This is a genomic window from Imperialibacter sp., assembly GCF_040222385.1.
In the GTDB taxonomy this organism is placed as follows: Bacteria; Bacteroidota; Bacteroidia; order Cytophagales; family Cyclobacteriaceae; genus Imperialibacter.
This window is the reverse complement of the sequence record NZ_JAVKDF010000039.1, coordinates 154,431-173,468: the sequence shown is the minus strand read 5'-3', so window position 1 is coordinate 173,468 and position 19,038 is coordinate 154,431. Positions and strand designations below refer to the sequence as shown.

Annotated in this window: 12 protein-coding genes; 2 read left to right on the top strand and 10 right to left on the bottom strand. The window is 46.7% G+C overall.

The genetic code is table 11. The features are described 5' to 3' along the window. Nucleotide 1: 1 nt before the first annotated feature. From RIG68_RS20475 to RIG68_RS20465, 3 genes are read right to left on the bottom strand one after another with little or no spacing between them, the layout of a single operon-like run. Nucleotides 2-2,272, bottom strand: a complete 2,271-nt coding sequence (locus tag RIG68_RS20475; protein ID WP_350126551.1) for an ABC transporter permease — start codon at nucleotides 2,270-2,272, stop codon at nucleotides 2-4. Between the two features lie 27 nt (nucleotides 2,273-2,299). Then, nucleotides 2,300-4,657, bottom strand: a complete 2,358-nt coding sequence (locus tag RIG68_RS20470; RefSeq protein ID WP_350126548.1) for an ABC transporter permease — start codon at nucleotides 4,655-4,657, stop codon at nucleotides 2,300-2,302. A gap of 31 nt (nucleotides 4,658-4,688) precedes the next feature. Beyond that, nucleotides 4,689-7,112 carry an ABC transporter permease gene (locus RIG68_RS20465; RefSeq protein ID WP_350126545.1) on the bottom strand — a complete coding sequence of 808 codons (2,424 nt, stop codon included), beginning with the start codon at nucleotides 7,110-7,112 and terminating at the stop codon, nucleotides 4,689-4,691. A gap of 267 nt (nucleotides 7,113-7,379) precedes the next feature. Here RIG68_RS20465 and RIG68_RS20460 point away from each other — a divergent pair, with 267 nt between their 5' ends. Continuing rightward, a complete protein-coding gene (locus RIG68_RS20460) occupies nucleotides 7,380-7,685 on the top strand; it encodes a helix-turn-helix domain-containing protein (RefSeq protein ID WP_350126542.1) in 306 nt (101 codons plus the stop codon). After that, nucleotides 7,682-8,914, top strand: coding sequence for a type II toxin-antitoxin system HipA family toxin (locus RIG68_RS20455; RefSeq protein WP_350126539.1), 1,233 nt, complete (start codon nucleotides 7,682-7,684; stop codon nucleotides 8,912-8,914). The genes RIG68_RS20460 and RIG68_RS20455 overlap by 4 nt, the downstream gene beginning before the upstream one ends. Before the next feature lie 90 nt (nucleotides 8,915-9,004). Here RIG68_RS20455 and RIG68_RS20450 read toward each other — a convergent pair whose 3' ends face one another. The 7 genes from RIG68_RS20450 to RIG68_RS20420 form a co-directional block, all read right to left on the bottom strand. Further along, a complete protein-coding gene (locus RIG68_RS20450; RefSeq protein ID WP_350126536.1) occupies nucleotides 9,005-9,304 on the bottom strand; it encodes a helix-turn-helix domain-containing protein in 300 nt (99 codons plus the stop codon). Between the two features lie 51 nt (nucleotides 9,305-9,355). After that, nucleotides 9,356-9,532, bottom strand: a complete 177-nt coding sequence (locus tag RIG68_RS20445) for a hypothetical protein (protein WP_350126533.1) — start codon at nucleotides 9,530-9,532, stop codon at nucleotides 9,356-9,358. 79 nt (nucleotides 9,533-9,611) lie between these two features. Beyond that, nucleotides 9,612-10,607: a hypothetical protein gene (locus tag RIG68_RS20440; RefSeq protein ID WP_350126530.1), complete on the bottom strand. Its 996-nt coding sequence runs from the start codon at nucleotides 10,605-10,607 to the stop codon at nucleotides 9,612-9,614. Nucleotides 10,608-10,736: 129 nt separating this feature from the next. Beyond that, a complete protein-coding gene (locus RIG68_RS20435) occupies nucleotides 10,737-10,889 on the bottom strand; it encodes a hypothetical protein (RefSeq protein ID WP_350126527.1) in 153 nt (50 codons plus the stop codon). A gap of 291 nt (nucleotides 10,890-11,180) precedes the next feature. Further along, nucleotides 11,181-13,613 (bottom strand): ABC transporter permease, encoded by a 2,433-nt coding sequence (locus RIG68_RS20430; RefSeq protein ID WP_350126524.1) that lies wholly within the window; start codon nucleotides 13,611-13,613, stop codon nucleotides 11,181-11,183. A 39-nt stretch (nucleotides 13,614-13,652) separates the two neighbouring features. Continuing rightward, nucleotides 13,653-16,094 (bottom strand): ABC transporter permease, encoded by a 2,442-nt coding sequence (locus RIG68_RS20425; RefSeq protein ID WP_350126521.1) that lies wholly within the window; start codon nucleotides 16,092-16,094, stop codon nucleotides 13,653-13,655. A 240-nt stretch (nucleotides 16,095-16,334) separates the two neighbouring features. Then, nucleotides 16,335-18,803 (bottom strand): ABC transporter permease, encoded by a 2,469-nt coding sequence (locus RIG68_RS20420; protein ID WP_350126518.1) that lies wholly within the window; start codon nucleotides 18,801-18,803, stop codon nucleotides 16,335-16,337. Nucleotides 18,804-19,038 lie beyond the last annotated feature (235 nt).

Sequence of the window (19,038 nt, the reverse complement as noted above, 5' to 3'; positions counted from 1 at the left end):
TTTATTCAGTTCTTAATGCTTCAATGGGGTTCGATTTGGCGGTAGCCCATGTTTTGAACGTGACAATAGCCACAGCAACAAACACCACGAGAAAACCTGGCAATATCTGAATCCATAAATCAAACTGGGTATGGTAAGCGAATCGATCCAGCCAGTCATTGCCAAATTTGTTTACTATCGGAATGGCCGCCAGTGCACAGCCAACAATGATCAAAACAAACCCAAGATTAACACTTTTGGCTATCTGGTAAACTGTAGCACCAAGCACCTTTCTAATGGCTACTTCCTTGATTTTCTTTTTGATGGAGAAGGCAGATAAAGCGCTTAACCCAACACAAGAGATAAAAACCGATATAAGTGTGAGGGCATTGACTACCCTTAGGAAGTCAGTAACCGAGGCATGAGAAGCAACAAACTGGTCTTTCAGGTTGAATAGTTCAAAAGGGGTGTCAGGATAAAGCTGCTTCCATTTGGCAGCTAAATACTGCTTTGCTTCCTTTTCTTTGCCTTCCACTATCCTAACTGTCAGAAAGCCCTGAGTTTCATCGCTAATCCTGAACCTGACATTATAAATAGGTTGCAAGAACGAAGAAGTATGAAAATCGGTAACCACTCCCAGTAGTTCTCCTTCCGCCTTGAATGCCCCATCCATCTTTTCTTCCAGCAGTACAGCCTGCTCATTGAGAAGATAACCCGAGCTGGTAAGCACAGTCGGCTTTTCTATGAAACTCATTCGATAGGTGTCAAAATAGTCCTGATCTACCTGACACTGCAATAGGTTATCTTCATTCTTAGCATAGTGAAAAGAGTAGAGAAAGTATCCGTCCGGTTTGCCGGGAATGGAGCTGGAAACGGTAGCGGAAGTAATTTCGGGGATGCTTCTAATTTCGTTTTTCAGGAGCTGAAGATTGAGAGAGTCCCGACCACTGTAGACATACCATAACCCGTCCTCATCAAACCCCAGTGGTTTATTGGCGATATAACTCATCTGGCTTCTTACCAGCAACGCTCCCCCCACCAGCACAGTCGTGATCAAAAACTGAAAGCCAATCATAGCTTTTGAAAGGTGCTTCCTGGTGCCGATGTGATAGTTACCGGAAATGACCCTTCTGGGCATAATGCCCGCAAACAAATAGAGTTGAGACAGCGTCATGAGCATTGTAACCACCAACGCTACTCCAGCAACGATGGCTATGGCTACAGGCTGATTAACCGACACTGCCTTGAGGTACATATAAACCTCGCTGGCAAACACCTGTGCCATCGACATTGCCAACAGAAACGATACAGCAACAATCAAAAAAGACTCCACAAAAAACTGATAAACGAGCTGAGCCTTCTTAATGCCCAGCACCTTTTTCACCCCAACTTCTCTCCCACGAAACAGTGCCTTTAATTGCGTGTGATTGATGATGTTAGTGGTCGAAATCAATAAGATGATGGCCGAAACAATAAGCAGAAGCTGAAGCGTATTTTTATTGATGACTTTCGTAGTCGAACCGACACGTATGTCGCTGAAGTAAATCCGATCGGCACTCTCCACCGAATAAGCAAAGGGGCCATATCGTTCATTTAGGTCGTTAGAGAATTGCGCTAATTTTTCCTCTACCTTTTCTCGTACAGTACCTTGCTGAAGCCTGACATAAACATACCCTCCTCCTATTTTGTCATCCTGAGATGGCAGCGACATGGCGGCGGCATTGATCTGCAAGTGAGAATTTGACGGAAAGTCTTCAAATGTACCGGCGACTATAAAATCTCCTCGGCTCGTATTTACTATTTGGCCTGTGGGGTCGATGTCGCCAAAGATGGATTTAGAAATGGCATTGCTTAACAGAATTGTTCCTTCTTCAAATGGCAACTTCACGGAGAATAAATCCTGCTTAAAAAGGCCCAAAAAGCCAGGGCTGGTCAAAACACAATTATCCACTTTAAAGGTTCTACCTCCAACAGACACATCAAAAGCTCCCCGCATTGGTTCTATAGGAACCATTGCCTCCAACTCAGGTATTTTCTCCATCAACTCTTCGGCCGCACCAAAGGAAACACTTGGTATATCAATTCTCTCTTCGGTTTTTGTGAAGTAGGAATTCATTCGATACAGTGTTTCCTTTTCCACGAAGTTTTGGTCCGGAACCATTTCGTGCAGAAGAAAAGCCACTGCGAAAAAAGCCACAGTAAAAGCGATGGCAAGGCCCATGATACTTACAAGGGCATACCCCTTTTCCTTTTTCAAATGGCGGAAAGCGAGGAGAATGTGATTTTTTAGCATCCGTTGTTGGTTTTGCAGTTGGTCAACTTATTCATTTCGCAGAGAGTCGACTGGATTGGCCGAAGCTGCTTTGATTGACTGATAGCCTACGGAAAGCAATGTGACAACTAACATAAAAAGTGAGATGGCGATATAAGTGCCCCCACCGACCTGCGTCCGGAAGGCATAGTCTGATAAATACTCGTTGACTAAAAACCAGGCAATCGGGATACCAGCGAGTAAGCTAAAGCTGAAGAGGGCCACAAAATCATTGCCCAGCATGACAACAAGCCCCCAAACGGAAGCTCCCATCACTTTTCGGATGCCCAATTCTTTGGTTCTTCTTTCAGCAGTGAAAGACGCCAGGCCCACAAGGCCCAAACAGGAAATCAGGATAGCAATCACAGTAAAACTCAATGACAGCTTTCCCACAACTGCCTCCGTTCGGTATTCCCTGTCGAAAACTTCGTCGAGAAAAGTGTATTCGAAAGGGTAATCCGGGTTGTGCTGCTCAAAGATATTTTGAACCTGGGCAACGGTTTCCACCACTGGCCCCTGCCCGCCCAACTTTATAAAGTAGTGAGAACCGTTATTTTCAGTATACATGAAAATCATCGGCTCGATGCCAAACTTCAAATTGTTATTGTGAAAATCATCTGTCACTCCAACTACTTTCCCTTTTCCATTCCACATTTCGAGGTCTGCTCCTACCGTATTTTCAAGATCCAGTCCCATCACCTCGGCAGCTTTCCTGTTGATAATGTAATTGGACGCATCCTGACCCCCGATGAAGTTCCGACCATTTAGCATTTTGATATTCATCGTGGGAATGAACTCAGCATCGCAGCGGTATATTTTGAAAAAGATGGAAGAGTTCGCAGGCTTTCCAGACCATACAGGATCTGTAGTAGTGATGGGTACTGTAAATATATTGCTGCCCCCAAAGGCTATGCTTTTCACCGCAGCCAGCTGATTCAAATCATTTTTAATGGCCGAATAGTTTTTGTCCGTGCCTTCGTTCCGATCCACTACTATGACATTCTCTTTATCAAAACCAAGGTTTCTTTCGCTGATGAACATTATCTGCTTGTATACCGCAATACTCCCCACGACAAGTATTAATGACGTAGTAAATTGAACGATGACAAGTGCTTTACGAAGCGTGTTTCCGGTCAGGCCTGGTTGTGCATTTCCCTTTAAAACCCTGGCTGGATGGAATCTCGACAAAATAAAAGCCGGGTAACTTCCTGCCAATAATCCACAAGTAGCCGCCACTCCCAACACACCAAAAGCGAGCACAGGATTGGTAAAGTCTAATTCAATAGACTTGGCCGTGATCTCGTTAAAGAAGGGTAGCAGCAGCTGAACAACCCCCATGGCAAAAAGCAGCGCAATGAAAGATAACAGCAACGATTCGGTCATAAACTGAATAACCAGGTCCGATTTGTGAGCACCTATCGATTTTCTCACGCCTACTTCACGACTTCTATTGGCTGATCGGGCCGTTGAAAGGTTCATGAAATTAATACACGCCATAACAAGGATTAAGAGGGCCACAGCGCCAAAAAGGAAAACCTGCTGTATTCTTCCGCCGGTGTTTTTCCCATTCTCAAATTCAGCGTACAACCTCGACTTCAGGTAGGGAAACAAAATGGGTGTGGTTGAGCAATCGGAGCAGTTCTTTTTGATTATGCCAGAAAGTTTTTGGTTGGCGGCGTCCGTAAAGTCATCGGATTTCAGCATCACCACTGTTTTTGTTCCGCCACTTTTCCAATGTTGTGTCCATGGATTTTCCTTTGTGAAAAGTTCGAAAGGAATAACAAAGTCAAACTGAAGAGATGAGTTTGGCGGAATATTAGCAAAAACGCTGGTGACGGTAAGTTCACCGGATGCTCCCAGGTGCAAGGTTTTACCAATTGGATCTTCCTTTTCAAACAGTTTTTTGGCAAGATTTTCAGAAATAGCAATTGCTTTAATGCCCGTCAGGGGTTGGACGGCATTACCACTTACGATGGGGAAACTAAATACCTTGAAAAGTGCAGGGTCGGCATAGATTCCACTTTCATTGAAAGCATTGGCTTCATATTTCACCAACAGCTCCGTTTCCATGCTGTGCTGGGTGGCCAATTCCACCTCCGGTATTTCACTTACGATGACGTCTTTCAATAATGCAGGAGTGGCGGCATAAGTCTTAATACTCCCGTCCGGATATTCGCCATTGATCAGCACCTGGAAAATTCGGTCACCATTGGCATGAAACCGGTCAAATGACAATTCATCAGCCACCCAAAGAAGGATGAAAACATTGGCGGCAATGCCAACCGTCAGTCCAAGGATATTAATAAACGAATAACCCTTGTGGCGAAGCAAATTGCGCCAGGCGATTAAAAAGTAGTTTTGTAACATGCTAACAGTCTTTTTCTTTCTGAAATTTAAATCATTCACTTCTCAATGCATCCACGGGATTCACCCTCACTGTCTTAAGCGTATGATAAAGCAAGGTGACCATAGCTATGCCCAACAGTATCCCGAGCGGCAGTGCAAATTCCCTCCAGCCCAGCTCCATTCGGTAGGCATAGCCATTGAGCCATTCCTCCATCAGGAAGTAACACACGGGAAGGGCTACCGCTGCGCTTATCAGCAGCAACGCAAGAAAGCGACTTGAGAACAGCACCGCAAGCCCTGAAAAAGAGGCTCCCAATACTTTCCTGATCCCTATTTCTTTCGTTCGCTGAATAGCTTCAAAAGACGCCAGGCCAAATAGCCCCAAACAGGCAATAACAATGGCGATGAAAGAAAAACCGCTGAAAGCCTGCTGAATTTGCTGGTCGGCGGCATACTGCTGCTCGAACGACTCATCAAGAAAATAGTGGTCGAAAGGATTGCCGGGAAAAAACTCCTGATACGCTTCCCGGATTTCGGCCACAGCCTGCTGTGTTGCGTCTGGGGCGATCTTAAAGAGAAAGTACGAAGGAGCCTGCTGCTCCAGGTAGTAGATCATTGCCTCAATCTCACTACCCAACCCATACTGATGGTGGTCCTTCACTACACCCACGATAGTCCAGGCGCCAAAGTCGTCATCCATGTAGCGAATCGTCTCTCCTAATGCTTCTTCGGCATCGGCATACTGGAGCAGCTTCAGCGCCGATTCGTTGACAACTACGGCCCGCTTGTCAGTCTCAAGGTCAGGGTTGAAATCACGGCCTGCTACGAACTCCATATCTACAAGTGAAAGAAAATAAGGATCAATAGCACCCTGCCCATATTTGTCGCTGGCACCTTTCCCCTCCGCTAACTGCCTCGCATAGTTGTAAAATATTGATTCTCCCGGCACCACTACACTCCTGGAAGCGTTCACAATACTTCTGCCCGACATCAGTTCATTGCGAAATAATCGAAACTTCTCCTCCTGATCACCCGAAACAGCGTCGGGGGCAAGTGCCACCACTACCTGGTCCAGGTTGATACCCAGGTCCTGCGAAAACATGAAATCTACCTGGTTTTTAACAGTAAACGTGGTCACCAAAAGCGACAACGACAGCCCAAACTGCACGGCCACCATGACTCGGCGAAGAAGCACGCCTCCGGTAGAATGCGCCACCCGGCCCTTTAGAATAGCCACTGGCTGGTAGGATGAGATGACCCGGGCAGGATAGTAGCCTGCCAAAAACGATCCGAAGACGATGACAGCAGCCATGGGAAGCAACAGGTCGCTATCGAGGATCACCTTCCAACTTACAGTGGTGGGCATCACCGACTGAAGCAGGGGCTGGGCAAATTGAAACAAGGTAACCGCAAGGATAAGGCCCATCAGGTTAATAAGTAGCGCCTCCAACAAAAACTGCCCCATCAGCTGGTGCTTGCCAGCCCCCACCACTTTCTTGATGCCGACTTCACGGGCCCGTTCCAGGCCCTTGGCAGTGCTCAGGTTGATATAATTGAGCCAGGCTATTACCAATATCACCAGCGCAGCCACCATCAGGATGGAAACCACCAGGTAGCTGCCGTTGGGCTTCATTTCCTGCGTATAGTGCGAGTGCAGGTGAATATCCTCCAGTGGCATCACGCTTGCGGTGGGCTTGTCTCCTTCGCTCCAGTCGTTGAAGGCCTCGTTGGCAGCCAGCCATGGGTTCAGTTTGGCATCCAGTTGCTCTTTTGTAGTGCCCGGAGCGGTGAGCAGGTAGGTGTAAAAGTTTACCCAGTAAAAGCTTCCGTCGGCATAAGAGCCTGGCTTGATATAGGTGTCAAAGGAAATAACCAGGACTCCCTCCATATGGGTATTGGCCGGCATATCTTCCATAACGCCTGTCACTTGCAGGCTCATGTCCCAATCGTCGCCCTCCTTGAGGCGGAGAATTTTGCCCAGTGGGTCGGCGTCCGGAAAATAGCGATCAGCTGCCGACCGGCTCAGCACTACCTTGTTGGGTGCGTCCAGCACACTTTCCCTTTCCCCAGACGTCAGTGGTAAGGAAAACACTTGAAAGAAGTCCTGACTGGCAAACAGGATTTTAGCCTCGTTAAAAACCTTGTCCTGATAGCTGACATTTACAGGGCTAAAGGTTTTGTAAATCCTGGTCATTGTTTCCACTTCCGGAAAATCGGTAACAAGTTTAGGACCCGCACCTGATGCTGCCTTTGGGAGTGCCAACGCCGTCTCACCTTCCTGATTGAAGCTCCAGTCTACCCTGAATATCCGCTCTTTGTTGTCTAAAAACTGGTCGTAGCTTTGCTCAAAAGCTACATATTGCATGATCAGCAAACTGGTGGCGATGCCCACTGCCAATCCGCCGACGTTGATGAAGGTGAGTAGCTTGTTTCTGGAGATATTGCGCCAGGCTATTTTGAGGTAGTTGAAAAGCATGAGAACCTTATGTTTGGTGTTTCATCGGTTGACAATACTAAGCCATAAGATATGCCAAACATCAAAACCCTAAAAGTCAGGTATTTACAATAATAATCAAAAGCATTGTGCACCAAAATGAAACGGTGGAGTGTTTCATTTTGAAACGATTGGAGCTAATTATTTAGTGACTTGAGCGGGTTCCCGGAGACCTCAATCAATTTAGCGATCTCTAACTAATCCTATTATATTATTAATTAGTATATTTATCTATTAATTAATACAATAATGTTACTTATATCGATTCCAAAAGCACAGCAAAAGCTTGCTGCGAACATCAAGGCGCTGCGGTTGGCGCAGGGACTGACCCAGGAAGGTTTAGCGGAAAGGGCAGACGTGAGTTTACCAACACTTCGAAAGTTTGAGCAAAAAGGTGTACTGTCCCTCCTTTCATTTGTTAAGCTTTGCATGGCCCTTGGTTGCCTGGAGAAAGTATTGGAAGCAACCGCTGTCAGTCAGCCTCAATTTTCTTCCATTGATGATGTGCTGAAGGGCCAAAAGGCTGCCACACCAAAACGAGGCTGGAAAAAATGAATGGATACACACCAGTGAAGGAAATCAAAGTTGGTCTTCAGTTTGCCAACGACACGGTTCCGGTAGGGCGACTGGCCAGCCGGGACAATAGAATTTACTTCGGGTACGACCAGTCGTTTCTTGGGCTTGACTTGCCCATTTCTCCTTTCAAACTACCACTTCAAACAGGGCTTCACAGCTTCGACCCATTTCTTTTTGAGGGATTGCCCGGCGTGTTTGACGACAGCCTGCCTGACGGCTGGGGGCGGCTGCTCATCGATCGCTTTTTAAAAGGCCAGGGCATACTGCCTGCTGAATTTTCACCTTTAGACCGGCTGGCCCTTGTTGGCACCACCGGTCCAGGCGCTTTGGTATATGCACCAGATCACAGCAGCCAGGCTTCCGATAGCCCTCTTGACCTGAATAAACTGGCCAACCAGACCCGGGACGTGCTGAATGGGGAAGCCAGTGAGGTTTTAAAGGAATTGATTGACTTAGGTGGCTCCTCGGCAGGTGCACGGCCAAAAGTATTGGTGGGCTTGGATGGGGAGAAAAAAAATATCATCCATGGAAAACACCAGCTGCCTGAAGGCTACGAGCACTGGATGGTGAAGTTTCCCAACGCCAATGATGGTGATGACGCCGGAGGCATTGAGTTCGTTTACTCCCTGATGGCACGACAGGCCGGGCTAGCCATGCCAGCCACTTACCTCTTTCCTGCTGATAAAGGCCCTGGACATTTTGCTGTCAAACGTTTCGACTGCTCGCCAGGCCGGCGCTGGCATATGCACACCGCCAGCGGGTTGCTGCATGCCAATTTCAGGGTGCCAGCGCTGGATTATGAAAACCTGCTTGAGCTAACGCTGGCCCTCACAAAAGACGCCAGAGAAGTGGAGAAAATGTTTAGGCTGGTCGTTTTCAATGTGCTTGCTCACAACAGAGATGATCATGGAAAAAACTTCTCGTTTTTGATGGATCAAAATGGCGACTGGACGCTCGCCCCTGCCTATGACCTGACCTTCTCTTCCGGCCCGGGAGGGCAGCAAAGCACGATGGCGATGGGTGAAGGCCAGGCCCCTTCTATTCCTCATTTAATCCAGCTTGGGAAACAAACCCACCTCTCCGGCGCTGACGTAGCAGCCATCATCGATCAGACAGCTGACGCACTTTCTCATTGGCGGGAGCTGGCAGGAACCTTCGGTGTGAAGGAAGATAATATCAAGCTTATTAAATCCAGAATGGTTGTGTAAGCGTTACGCCAGCCTCACTTCCCTCGTCGAGCTAACCCAGATCCGTACCTGACGCATGGGCCATACTTGGCAGATCCACTCACATGTGATTTACAAGAAAGTCAGTCCAATTCTTCTGTTCAATCCTTGCTCAAAAATTCTGATCAACGTTGAGAGCTGGATATTTACTTTCCCGTTTTCAAGCTTAGAAATGTAACTCTTCTTTGTTCCTGATCTTTCGGCCAGTTGCTCCTGTGTCAGTTTTGCTTCCTTGCGGGCTGCTTTTAGCATTTCACTCACAATGAACATCTGCGCCCCCTCTTCATATTTGTTTCGGCTTTCCGTTCCGATTTTTCCGTGTTCGAGTTCAATCAACTCTTCAAATGTCTTGATGTTCTTATAGTCTTTCATTAGTTCATCTTTTGCTGTCAAAATACTCTCTCATCAACCGAACTGCTTTATCTATTTCAAACTGGCAGTGTCACCCTGAGTGACCGAATAGACCTGAGGGACTTTGATGATCTTATTTTCAAAAGCTACCGTTTGTTCCTTTACCAGGTATGCTTCACCCATGCCGAAGGAAGTTTGCACACAAAAAAGCATGCTGGGTATCAGTGCTATTTTTATTCGCTGGTTCATGAGATAACGTTTTAGCTATGAGCAGTAGCGTCCCGCAGGGCGCTATTGCTTATAGGTTTTGTTGGGCACCGTTTTTGTTTTAAAAATACTCGTTGTTAAACATCTTAAACCTTTCTTTGTCTGTGGTGAAATGGAATTCACTATGTTGCCAATAAGGTATTCCAATTTGTCCTTCTGGTCTTCTAGGAAGTTTGTCAGAGTATAACCACCTTGCGACATTTGTTGTGTCGAGTTCTACAACAATTCCATTTACATCCAAGTCATAGCATTCTTTATATGAGGTGTGATTTGGACTTGGAAAGGTTCCCTTAAACTCTTTATTATATTTTGGTAAAAAAGCTTGAATCAAAGCCGCTTCTGTAAAGTTTATTTTTTGATCTTCTGAAAAATTAGAAGAACTAGGGTTCATGAATTTGGCAAACCTTTCCATTTGTTCTTTTTCATTTTCAACAGGCATAATTATGTTACCATTCATGGCCCCAAAACGCTGTTCTTCGAAGTGAGATAACATTAGCCATATCTCCGAATCAGGATTTCTTTGCATAGCTTCTGAATAGATTTTCTGAAGGGTTGAATGAGAGCCTATTCGGTCAATAGCGGTTCGCTTTCCGTCTGTTCCAAATGCTTGTCCTACATATAGAACTTCATAGTCTAATAGGGGTTCGGCTTGGTATTGTTTTGGGTGTAATATGTCAAGAATTGCAGAAAGCTTAAAATTCGCATTGTTCTCCCCATTGTCAGTTACTTTGAAAAAGTCAAACGGGTATTCAGTACCTAATTCAAGGTTTTTAAGTTCAGTCGGCTTTGGTATTCTCAACAGTCTTTCGTGCTTTTTTTCTTGCTCATGAATGAAATACTTTACTTCAACATAGTTTGGCTCTTCTTTAAAGTAGGTGCTGTCGAGAGAAAGTTTAGACCTTTTAAGAATAAAGTAGATATGACAAGGTGTTGCATCTGTGAATGTATTTTGATTTTTGGCAAACAATTCCAATTCAGTTTGTTGCAAAAACTGGTACTTACTCAGATACATTCCGATTGAATACTCAGAGTCGTATTTGAAATGTTTTTTAGTCATGTTTTAATGGTGCCCAACGATTGTATAAACCCCAGTCAGCCCGGGTACTAGCGTTTATATTCCCTATAGCCACAGGTGGGGTCTTGCGTAGATTTAACCGATCTTTGCCCTGTAATAAACATATATTTTTTACGCAATATATCCTATCAAAAACATCCGGTGTCCGATGGAAGCTTCGATCAACCCCTGTGGAAGCTTCCACTCATTTCGGCTGAAGCCTGCGTCGGGTGCCATTGAAGCTTCGATGGCTTGCTCATCAAGCTTGTTGCGTTTGAGGTTCAAGTATGTTGCGTTTCCAGTGGAAGCTTCAATGTAAAACAAGGTCTGCCGGGATGCTTTTTAAGACCAGAAAATTAGCAGGAAATAGTCTTTCAGGGGCTTGTTTGGAAGATGCCTTGGGAAAAGGGAGGTGGTGTAAGAGGAGCAACGGTATGAACCCATCAGGGTCCTCTGCGAGAGACCCCAATGGGTTGAATGGGAAAATGGGAAGATGAGAAATCAACGTGGCGTCCACTTGCCCCATCAGGGTTCTCTGCGAGAGACCCCAATGGGACAATGGAACATTGCCGCAGTTCATTCATCTCTCAGCGACTCAACAGGATTGATCCTTATCACTTTCAAAATATGCCATCCACTAACGGACAAGGCAAATAGCACAATGCCTGCCAGCGGTGCAACCAAAGCCCAGATGGGCAGGGCAATTCTGTACGGATAGCTTTGCAGCCATTCGCTCATTCCGTAATAAACCATTGGAATACAAATGACAGCAGCGATCAGTAGCATGAACACCACTCCTTTTGAAAGCATGATAAACAACCCAAAGCCTTCAGCACCCAGTACCTTTCTGATGCCTATCTCCTTGGTTCGCTGGTGGGTGTTAAACGCCGTCATGGCAAAAAGCCCCATGCCTGAAAGAATAACGGCCAAAGCTGTGAACATCTCGAACAGACTACCTATCTTTTTTTCTTCTTCAAAAGTCTTCAGAAAAAACTCATTGAGGTAAGACTTATTGGCGGGCTTTTCAGAAAACTGCTTCCACATGTCAGGAAATGCTGCATTCAACGCCGGGAGCTCATTAGTATTGAAGCGGATCACAGCAACGAAGCCCTCCTTTGAGTACCGAAAAAAGAACGGAGTGATAGGGTCCTGCATATTGAAAACATGAAAGTCATCGACGATGCCGATAACGGTGAAGCCCCGGTTAAAATCAACGTCTGTTACGGTCTTTCCGATGGCCTCTCCGGTTGCTACGTCCCAGCCAAAAGCACGACTCATGGCAGCATTGATAATCACATTGGAGGACTCATCGCCGTAGGCCTCAGAGAAATTCCTTCCGTACAAAAGCTTCATTTGCATCGCTTCCAGGAAGTGTTCGTCCACGGCAGCGTGAGTCACTCTAAAGGTTTCCGGTGCTTCAGCAGTCAGGTCCTGCATGGCGTTTCGGTCAAAATCGCTGGGGCCGGAAGGCACGTAACTGGCAATTGATACAGCCTCCACACCTGGCAGTGCCTCAAGTTCCTGGCGAACTGCGCTTCTGCTGGCAGACAAGTGGTCGATACTATTGATCAGCATTACCTGATCTTTGTTGTATCCCAATGGTTTTGTCTGGAGGTAATGCACCTGAGCCATGATCACCATTACACACGACAGCAATCCAATCGTAATAGCAAACTGAACCACCATCAGGGCATTTCGGGTGCTGCTCTTCTTGCTGCTAACTGATGTCTGCCCTTTAAGTGCATTTATTGTTTTAGCATTAGAAAGTAAAAAAGCCGGATAGATGCCCGCAGCAGCGCCAATGACAATGCTACCGGCGAGCGCAACAGACACATACCAGCCAACTGACACCACGCCATCTCCCATATTGACGCCAAAATACTGACCTACAAGAGGTGTCACTCCCTGCTGAAGGGTCAGCGCCAGGCCAAAGGCCACTACCGTGATCAGGATAGCTTCTGTCATGAACTGCAGGACAAGCCCTTCTCTCCTGGCACCCATCACTTTCCTTACGCCCACTTCTTTCAGTCTTTGGATATTGGAAGCTGCGGAAAGATTGATAAAATTAATGACTGCAAGTAGCAGGATGAGTACCCCTACGCCAAAGAAAATATTGACATAAGTACCATTGGCGTTGACAGCGATTTCGGTTTCGGCGTGAGATTTTAAATGTATATCCTCTATAGGCGTAGTTGTAAACTCGAATTCGCCCCCGGTCGCCAAAAACTCTGATAGGTTGACACCGAGGAATTCTTTTATCTCGGGGCCGATGTACTTTTCCGTTAATGCCGGGAATATGTCGTGCAGTTGCTCAGCCGTTTGTCCCTTTGCCAGCTTCACATAGGTGAATACACCTTCTCCCAACCAATATTGTCTGTCACGAGGATTTAGATCAGAGGAAATTAAAACATTGAAGGTAAAATGCGTTTGCTGAGGCACATCGGCGCATACCGCAGTTACCCGCACAACTGCCTGATCCTCTATTTCCACCAATTCTCCTATCACAGACTCAGGTGATGCCTGATCGCCAAAATACTTTTTTACCATACTTTCAGTAAGCACAATCGATTTTGGCTCCGTGAGGGCAGTGGAAGGGTTTCCGGCTACAACCGGTATGGAGAACATGCTGAAAAAGAGAGAGTCCGCATACACACCTTGCTCGCTGGGAAAACTCTTATCGCCAACGGAAATGTTGAACCTGAAATAGGGCCGGCTGAATATTGTCGCAATTTCGTCGATTCCGGGAAGCTCTTCTTTAAAAGCCTTTGCAGCCGGAGCACCTACCGTGGGAGAAATAATCACTTCACCTCCAAGCTTTATCCTGGTACCTACCCTAACGATCCTGTCTGCATCTGCGTGGTAGGTGTCAAATCCTCTGTGGAAAGACACAAACGTGAAAATAACAAGAAAAGTAGCCAGACCTATTGAAAGACCTGCCAGATTGATAAGCGAGAAAACCTTGTTTCTGCTCAGGTGGCGAAGGGCGATGATGAAATAGTTTCTTAGCATGGCGAGGTGGTTTTGTTTAGTTGGCCTCGTAGACCATTCTTACTCATACCTCAAAGCCTTCACCGGATTGTCAGTGGCTGCTTTGAATGCCTGCTGCGCCACAGTGAGAAAGGCGATCAGCAGCGCAAATGCGCCTGTGAGGAGAAATAACAAAACTCCGGGCTCAACACTATAAGCAAAATCCTCCAACCACATTAAGCCTAGCCAGTAAGCGATGGGAGCAGCCACCACGGAGGCAATCAACACCAGTCCAAGGAAGTCTCTCGACATGAGCGACACAATATTGCCCACCGTGGCTCCCAGCACTTTCCTGATGCCAATTTCTTTGGTTCGCTGAATCGTGCTAAATGACACCAATCCGAACAGCCCAAGGCAAGAGATCAGAATGGCAATAAGGGTCGCTGTAGAGGCAAGCTTCACCGTCCGGCGGTCAGATTCATAGGTTTTATTGATCGATTCATCAAGAAACTCATATCGGATGGGGTGGTTCGGATATACTTCATCCCACGCAGCTTTCACTTTGTCAACCACTGCGTCGGCACTGGCATGGCTACCACCTTCCAGGTTCAGCTTCACCCCTATATCGCTGCCCTCTTCGTCGTATACAAGAACCAGCGGGTCAATTTCACTATGTAGTGACCTGTTGTGGAAGTCGTTGACAACACCCACAATCGTGTGCTTTTCTGTTCCCCAATTTACTTGTTCGCTAATGGCATCATTGGGGGTTTCGTAGCCCAATTCCCTGGCAAATTTTTCATTAATCACCACTTCCTTCAGCGAATCGTTGGGCAGAAACGGTCGGCCAGCCAGGAAATCAATCTCATAGAAGGAGAAATAGTCCACCTGGCCCCTTTTTATATGCACATCATGAATTACCTCATTTCCACTTTCGTCATACGACTTCAGCAAATCAGAGCTCCAGTTGTTACTGGACGGCGGATTATCGTGCAAGGAGATGGCAGAAATTTCAGGTATTGAAGCCAGCTCAGCGGCAAGTCGCTCTCTTTTCTGGGCAGTTTCCCGCCAGGGAGTCCCTACCACCAGTATCTCGTCTTTCTTAAAACCCAGGTCTCTTTTCGTTAAAAAATCAACCTGCCAAATCATCAGCAAGCAGCAAGCAATAAGTATTTGAGAAAATGTAAACTGAAAAATGGTCAAACCTCTGCGGAGCAGCGCAGAGAAATTCTTCCCTTTTTCGGTATAAATCTGGCTCTTCAGTGCCTTTACTGGCAAAAACTTACTTAGCACCAATGCCGGATACATGCCTGCCAGCGTCCCCACGAAAAGCACCAGCGCAATCAAATACCCGATGGTGGCGGGGTCGTTCAGGCTTAGCGACATATCAGGAGACAAAAATTCATCGAAATAGATCAGCGCAAACTGACAAAGCGGCAAGGCAAATGCTGTGGCTATTGATGTGAGCAAGATGCTTTCCGCCAGAAATTGAAAGACCAGCGTCGACCTCGAGCTACCGAGCACCTTTCTGATGCCTATTTCCTTCGCCCTTCTGGTGGCCTGTGCAGTTTCAAGATTAATATAGTTAATGGCAGCAATAAGAAGAATCAGCACAGCAACAAGGGCCAAAATCTTCAGGGTGGACCTGTTGGCCACGTCGCCAACTGAATTGAAAATCCCCAACTCCGGATTAAAATGAAGCTCCGACAACGGCTGGAGCATAAAATCCGCCTCGTAGTCGCTGTCCAAATGCTCTGCCATGTATTTCTCCTTCAGCAGTGACACCTGGCTCTCGAAGTCTTCAACCTTAACACCGGGCATCAATTCAACAAATGTTTGAGAGCCGCTGTTTGTACTTCTCCAATCATTGAGGTTCACCCCAAAACGTTTTGCTGTCGCCACCGACACAAACTCAGTAAAACGAAAATCGGTTCTGAATGGAATTTCATTGACAACCCCCGTTAGCGTGGTCTGGATCGAGTCACGGTAGGTGATCGTTGTTCCCAGCATGTCCTGAGGAGAGGCCTTATCTCCAAAGTACTTTTTGAAAGTAGTTGCGGTCAACACAACCTGGTTGATACTGGAAAGTGAAACAGAGGGATCGCCAACGATCCATTCATAGGCTGGAAGCATGTTAAAATAGGAGCTGTCCGCCAATATGGCCTTCAATCCTTCTCTGAATATGGCTGGGTCGGCGTCTGGTTGGGATATTGTCACTTTGTTGCCCCCAACTTCAAAAAACTGAGCCACTCTTTCAACATTAGTAGAACTCTCTTTGATGGCAGGACCTGCACCCGAGGCCGTTCCTCTATTAGAGCCGCTGAAGGCACCGCTGAAGGTGGTATAAAGGCGGTAAATTCTGTCACCATTGCTGTGCTGCGTATCAAAACCATTTTCGAACTCAATCATCAGCAGCATAACGAAACAGGTGCTGATGCCTATAGCCAAACCGAGCACGTTGATAAAAGCGAACATCTTTTTGCGAAGGATGTTGCGCCAGGCGATTTTGATGTAGTTAAAAAACATATTTTGATGTTTCTGTTTAGTAAAAGTCAATTGTTATCAATCAGCCCTTTGCATTACTATTCAACCCACAAATCGATCACGCAAAGGAGCAAAGCCCGCTAAGGTTCGATTTCATCTTCCGGCGGCTGACGGTTTCCTAGCACTGCCCCACGCTACCGTACCGACGCCTATCGCTCTCCTTTGCCCGCCGTAGCCTCAAGCGTTGGTGGGCCACTCTCCAACTTCTTACTGTTTACTCCACTACTCATACCTCAAGCTCTCCACCGGATTCAGCCTAACTGCCTTCAACACCTGAAACAGGATAGTCAAAAAGGTCAGCACCAGCAGGCTCGTTACCGGGATGGCAACAAACCACCAGCCGATCTCAATTCTGTAGGCATATCCCTCCAGCCAGTTGCTCACCAGCCACCAGCCCGCAGGTATGGCTACCAGGTTTCCCATAAGAACCAGCAATAGAAATTCCTTTGATACCAGTACCATGATGTCGCCGTACCTGGCGCCCAACACTTTCCTGATACCAATCTCTTTGGTCTTTTGGTAAAGCGTGTAGGAAGCCAGACCAAAAAGGCCCATACATCCAATGAAGATCGCAAAGGCAGAGAAAAGAGTAAACAGGGCACCGAATTGCTGGTCGGCTTTATATTGTTGGTTGAACTGCTCATCTAAAAATGAATAGTTGAAAGTGCTCTCGGGAAATGCCTCTTTCCAGGACGACTCCAGGCTGGACAGCACTGGTGCCAGCGCAGTTGTTTTTTCTTCAGCGGTTCCCTTAAGGTTCAGCTTTACCAGGTAGTAGTTGCTCCAGTTGGAGAGGACATAGATCACCGGCTCAATGGAAGACTGCAAAGCCTGGTGATGGTAGTCGTCGGTCACACCAATAATCCTAAGGTCGGCACCGCCAAAAACCGGACACACCAGGTGCTGATACAGTGCCTCCTCTGGCGACTGATATCCCAACATTTCGGCTGCCCGTTTATTGATCACAATTTCTCCGGTAACCCAGGGCTGCTCATGTCCCTGGAAGAACTCCCCTGCCATCAAGCTAATTGACAAAGCTTTAAGATAATCTTTGTCGCAAGCAATCAAACTGAACGACGCCCCCTCGCCTTCGGCCTCGCCCTTTCTCCTCATCTTTGTTGATGTCCAGCCAATTTTATGTCCGGGCATGGTACTGGCCGTTGTCATCGCCGCAAACTGCGGATTTCTCAGCAGCTCCGTTTTAAAATAGTTGACCTTCTTGTTGAACTCTACACTGCTCAGGGCAGAGGGAGGCGACTTTAACACCACCACATCATTGATATTAATCCCCAAATCCTGGCTGCGCATATAGCTGATCTGCCGGTATACTGTGATAGTGCCCGCTATGAGCAAAGCGGATACAGCAAATTGAAAAATCACCAGCGACCTGCGCAGAAAAACACCTTTGCTATCGCTTTTAAACCTGCCGCCGAGCACTCTTGAAGGCCTGTAGCCTGACAATATAAAGGCAGGATAAAACCCGGCAAAAAATGAGGCGGTTAGCCAAAACAACACAACGCAGACCCAAAACAGCGGCTCCGCAATCAGGGTCGAGTGGATTTCTATGCCCGTCCAGTTGCCAATCCTCCCGAGCAGGCTTTGGGCCAGCGTAAGTGCCAGCACAACGCTGATAGCATTGATCAACATCGATTCAAAAAGGAATTGGCTGATTAGCTGCCTCTTTAACGAACCAAACACCTTTCTGATACCCACTTCCCTGGCCCGCTCCACCGACTGCGCAGTGGCAAGGTTTACGTAGTTGACCCAGGATATAATCAGCACCAGCGCACCAACTATACTTATAAACACCACATAGGTAAAGTTGCCAGTTTTGGCCGATTCGAATTCGAAAGAAGAGTGAAGATATACGTCAGCCATTGGCTGAAGCGAATACTCGTAATCGACGCCCTGATTCTTCTGGCTCTCCGGGCGGTGCTCCTGATAAATAGAGTTGTATGCACTTGTAACAAGGTCTAGCGACTGCGGGCTGTTAAGTACCACATAGCTACCCAGGTAGCTATTCTCCCAGTCGTTGATCTTCACATTGATCTTGTCATAAAACGTCAGCGGGATAAGTACTTGTGGAGAGAGGTGACTATTGAATGGTGGGTCTTTCATCACTCCTGACACCTGAAAGGTGTATTTTCCCCAATTGTTTCCCATTTCAACCTCTCTGCCCATGGGATCCTGAGCGCCAAAAAGCTTCTTTGCCACGCTCTCGGTGATGACCATGTTTTCCGGTTTCGTAAGGGCAGAGCGTTTGTCGCCACTGATCAGGTCGAAGCTTAGCACCTCAAAAAAAGTAGAATCTACAATATAGAAGTTACCCTGAAATACCTGACGGGGAGTGGCTTCAGACTTGTTTGTTAACGAAACATTGGTATAATCAATTCGGTCAAACCTGGCGTAAGTCTCAATCTCAGGTACTTGCGCTGCCACCGCTACCGAAAGCGGGGCATGGCTGCCGGGATTCGCCGCCGACTCTTTGCCGGCCTGGGTCATAGTACCAACAACACGATATGTTCTGTCGAGCTTTTCATGAAAGCTATCGTAGCTGGTTTCCTGCACCACATATTGCAGAATGACCAGTACCACAGTCAGGCTAACACCCATGCCAGCGATATTGATGAAAGCAAAACCCTTTTTTCTCTTTAGATGACGGAAGGCTAGAATTAGATAGTTTTTGAGCATAACCTTATTCGCTTATGGTGACGGAACCATTATACGCCAAACAGAATGCCATAATATTTAAAGTTCTGAATATCAAATAATTGCAAAATAAAAACTTACTTAACACCATTCGAATTGTTTCACATTGAAACAATTTTTCGTTTCATTGTGGAACAGTTGATATATTTCTGCTTTAAACCTTCCAAGGGCTCTTGCTATGCTGAAGATCAGCCCTTGGAGGGTTATCTACAAACGA

Coding starts and splice junctions, on each gene's coding strand:
- RIG68_RS20440 (WP_350126530.1), bottom strand. CDS start 10,607: ATGACTAAAAAACATTTCAAATACGACTCTGAGTATTCAATCGGAATG.
- RIG68_RS20445 (WP_350126533.1), bottom strand. CDS start 9,532: ATGAACCAGCGAATAAAAATAGCACTGATACCCAGCATGCTTTTTTGT.
- RIG68_RS20460 (WP_350126542.1), top strand. CDS start 7,380: ATGTTACTTATATCGATTCCAAAAGCACAGCAAAAGCTTGCTGCGAAC.
- RIG68_RS20420 (WP_350126518.1), bottom strand. CDS start 18,803: ATGCTCAAAAACTATCTAATTCTAGCCTTCCGTCATCTAAAGAGAAAA.
- RIG68_RS20465 (WP_350126545.1), bottom strand. CDS start 7,112: ATGCTTTTCAACTACCTCAAAATAGCCTGGCGCAATATCTCCAGAAAC.
- RIG68_RS20455 (WP_350126539.1), top strand. CDS start 7,682: ATGAATGGATACACACCAGTGAAGGAAATCAAAGTTGGTCTTCAGTTT.
- RIG68_RS20450 (WP_350126536.1), bottom strand. CDS start 9,304: ATGAAAGACTATAAGAACATCAAGACATTTGAAGAGTTGATTGAACTC.
- RIG68_RS20430 (WP_350126524.1), bottom strand. CDS start 13,613: ATGCTAAGAAACTATTTCATCATCGCCCTTCGCCACCTGAGCAGAAAC.
- RIG68_RS20470 (WP_350126548.1), bottom strand. CDS start 4,657: ATGTTACAAAACTACTTTTTAATCGCCTGGCGCAATTTGCTTCGCCAC.
- RIG68_RS20425 (WP_350126521.1), bottom strand. CDS start 16,094: ATGTTTTTTAACTACATCAAAATCGCCTGGCGCAACATCCTTCGCAAA.
- RIG68_RS20475 (WP_350126551.1), bottom strand. CDS start 2,272: ATGCTAAAAAATCACATTCTCCTCGCTTTCCGCCATTTGAAAAAGGAA.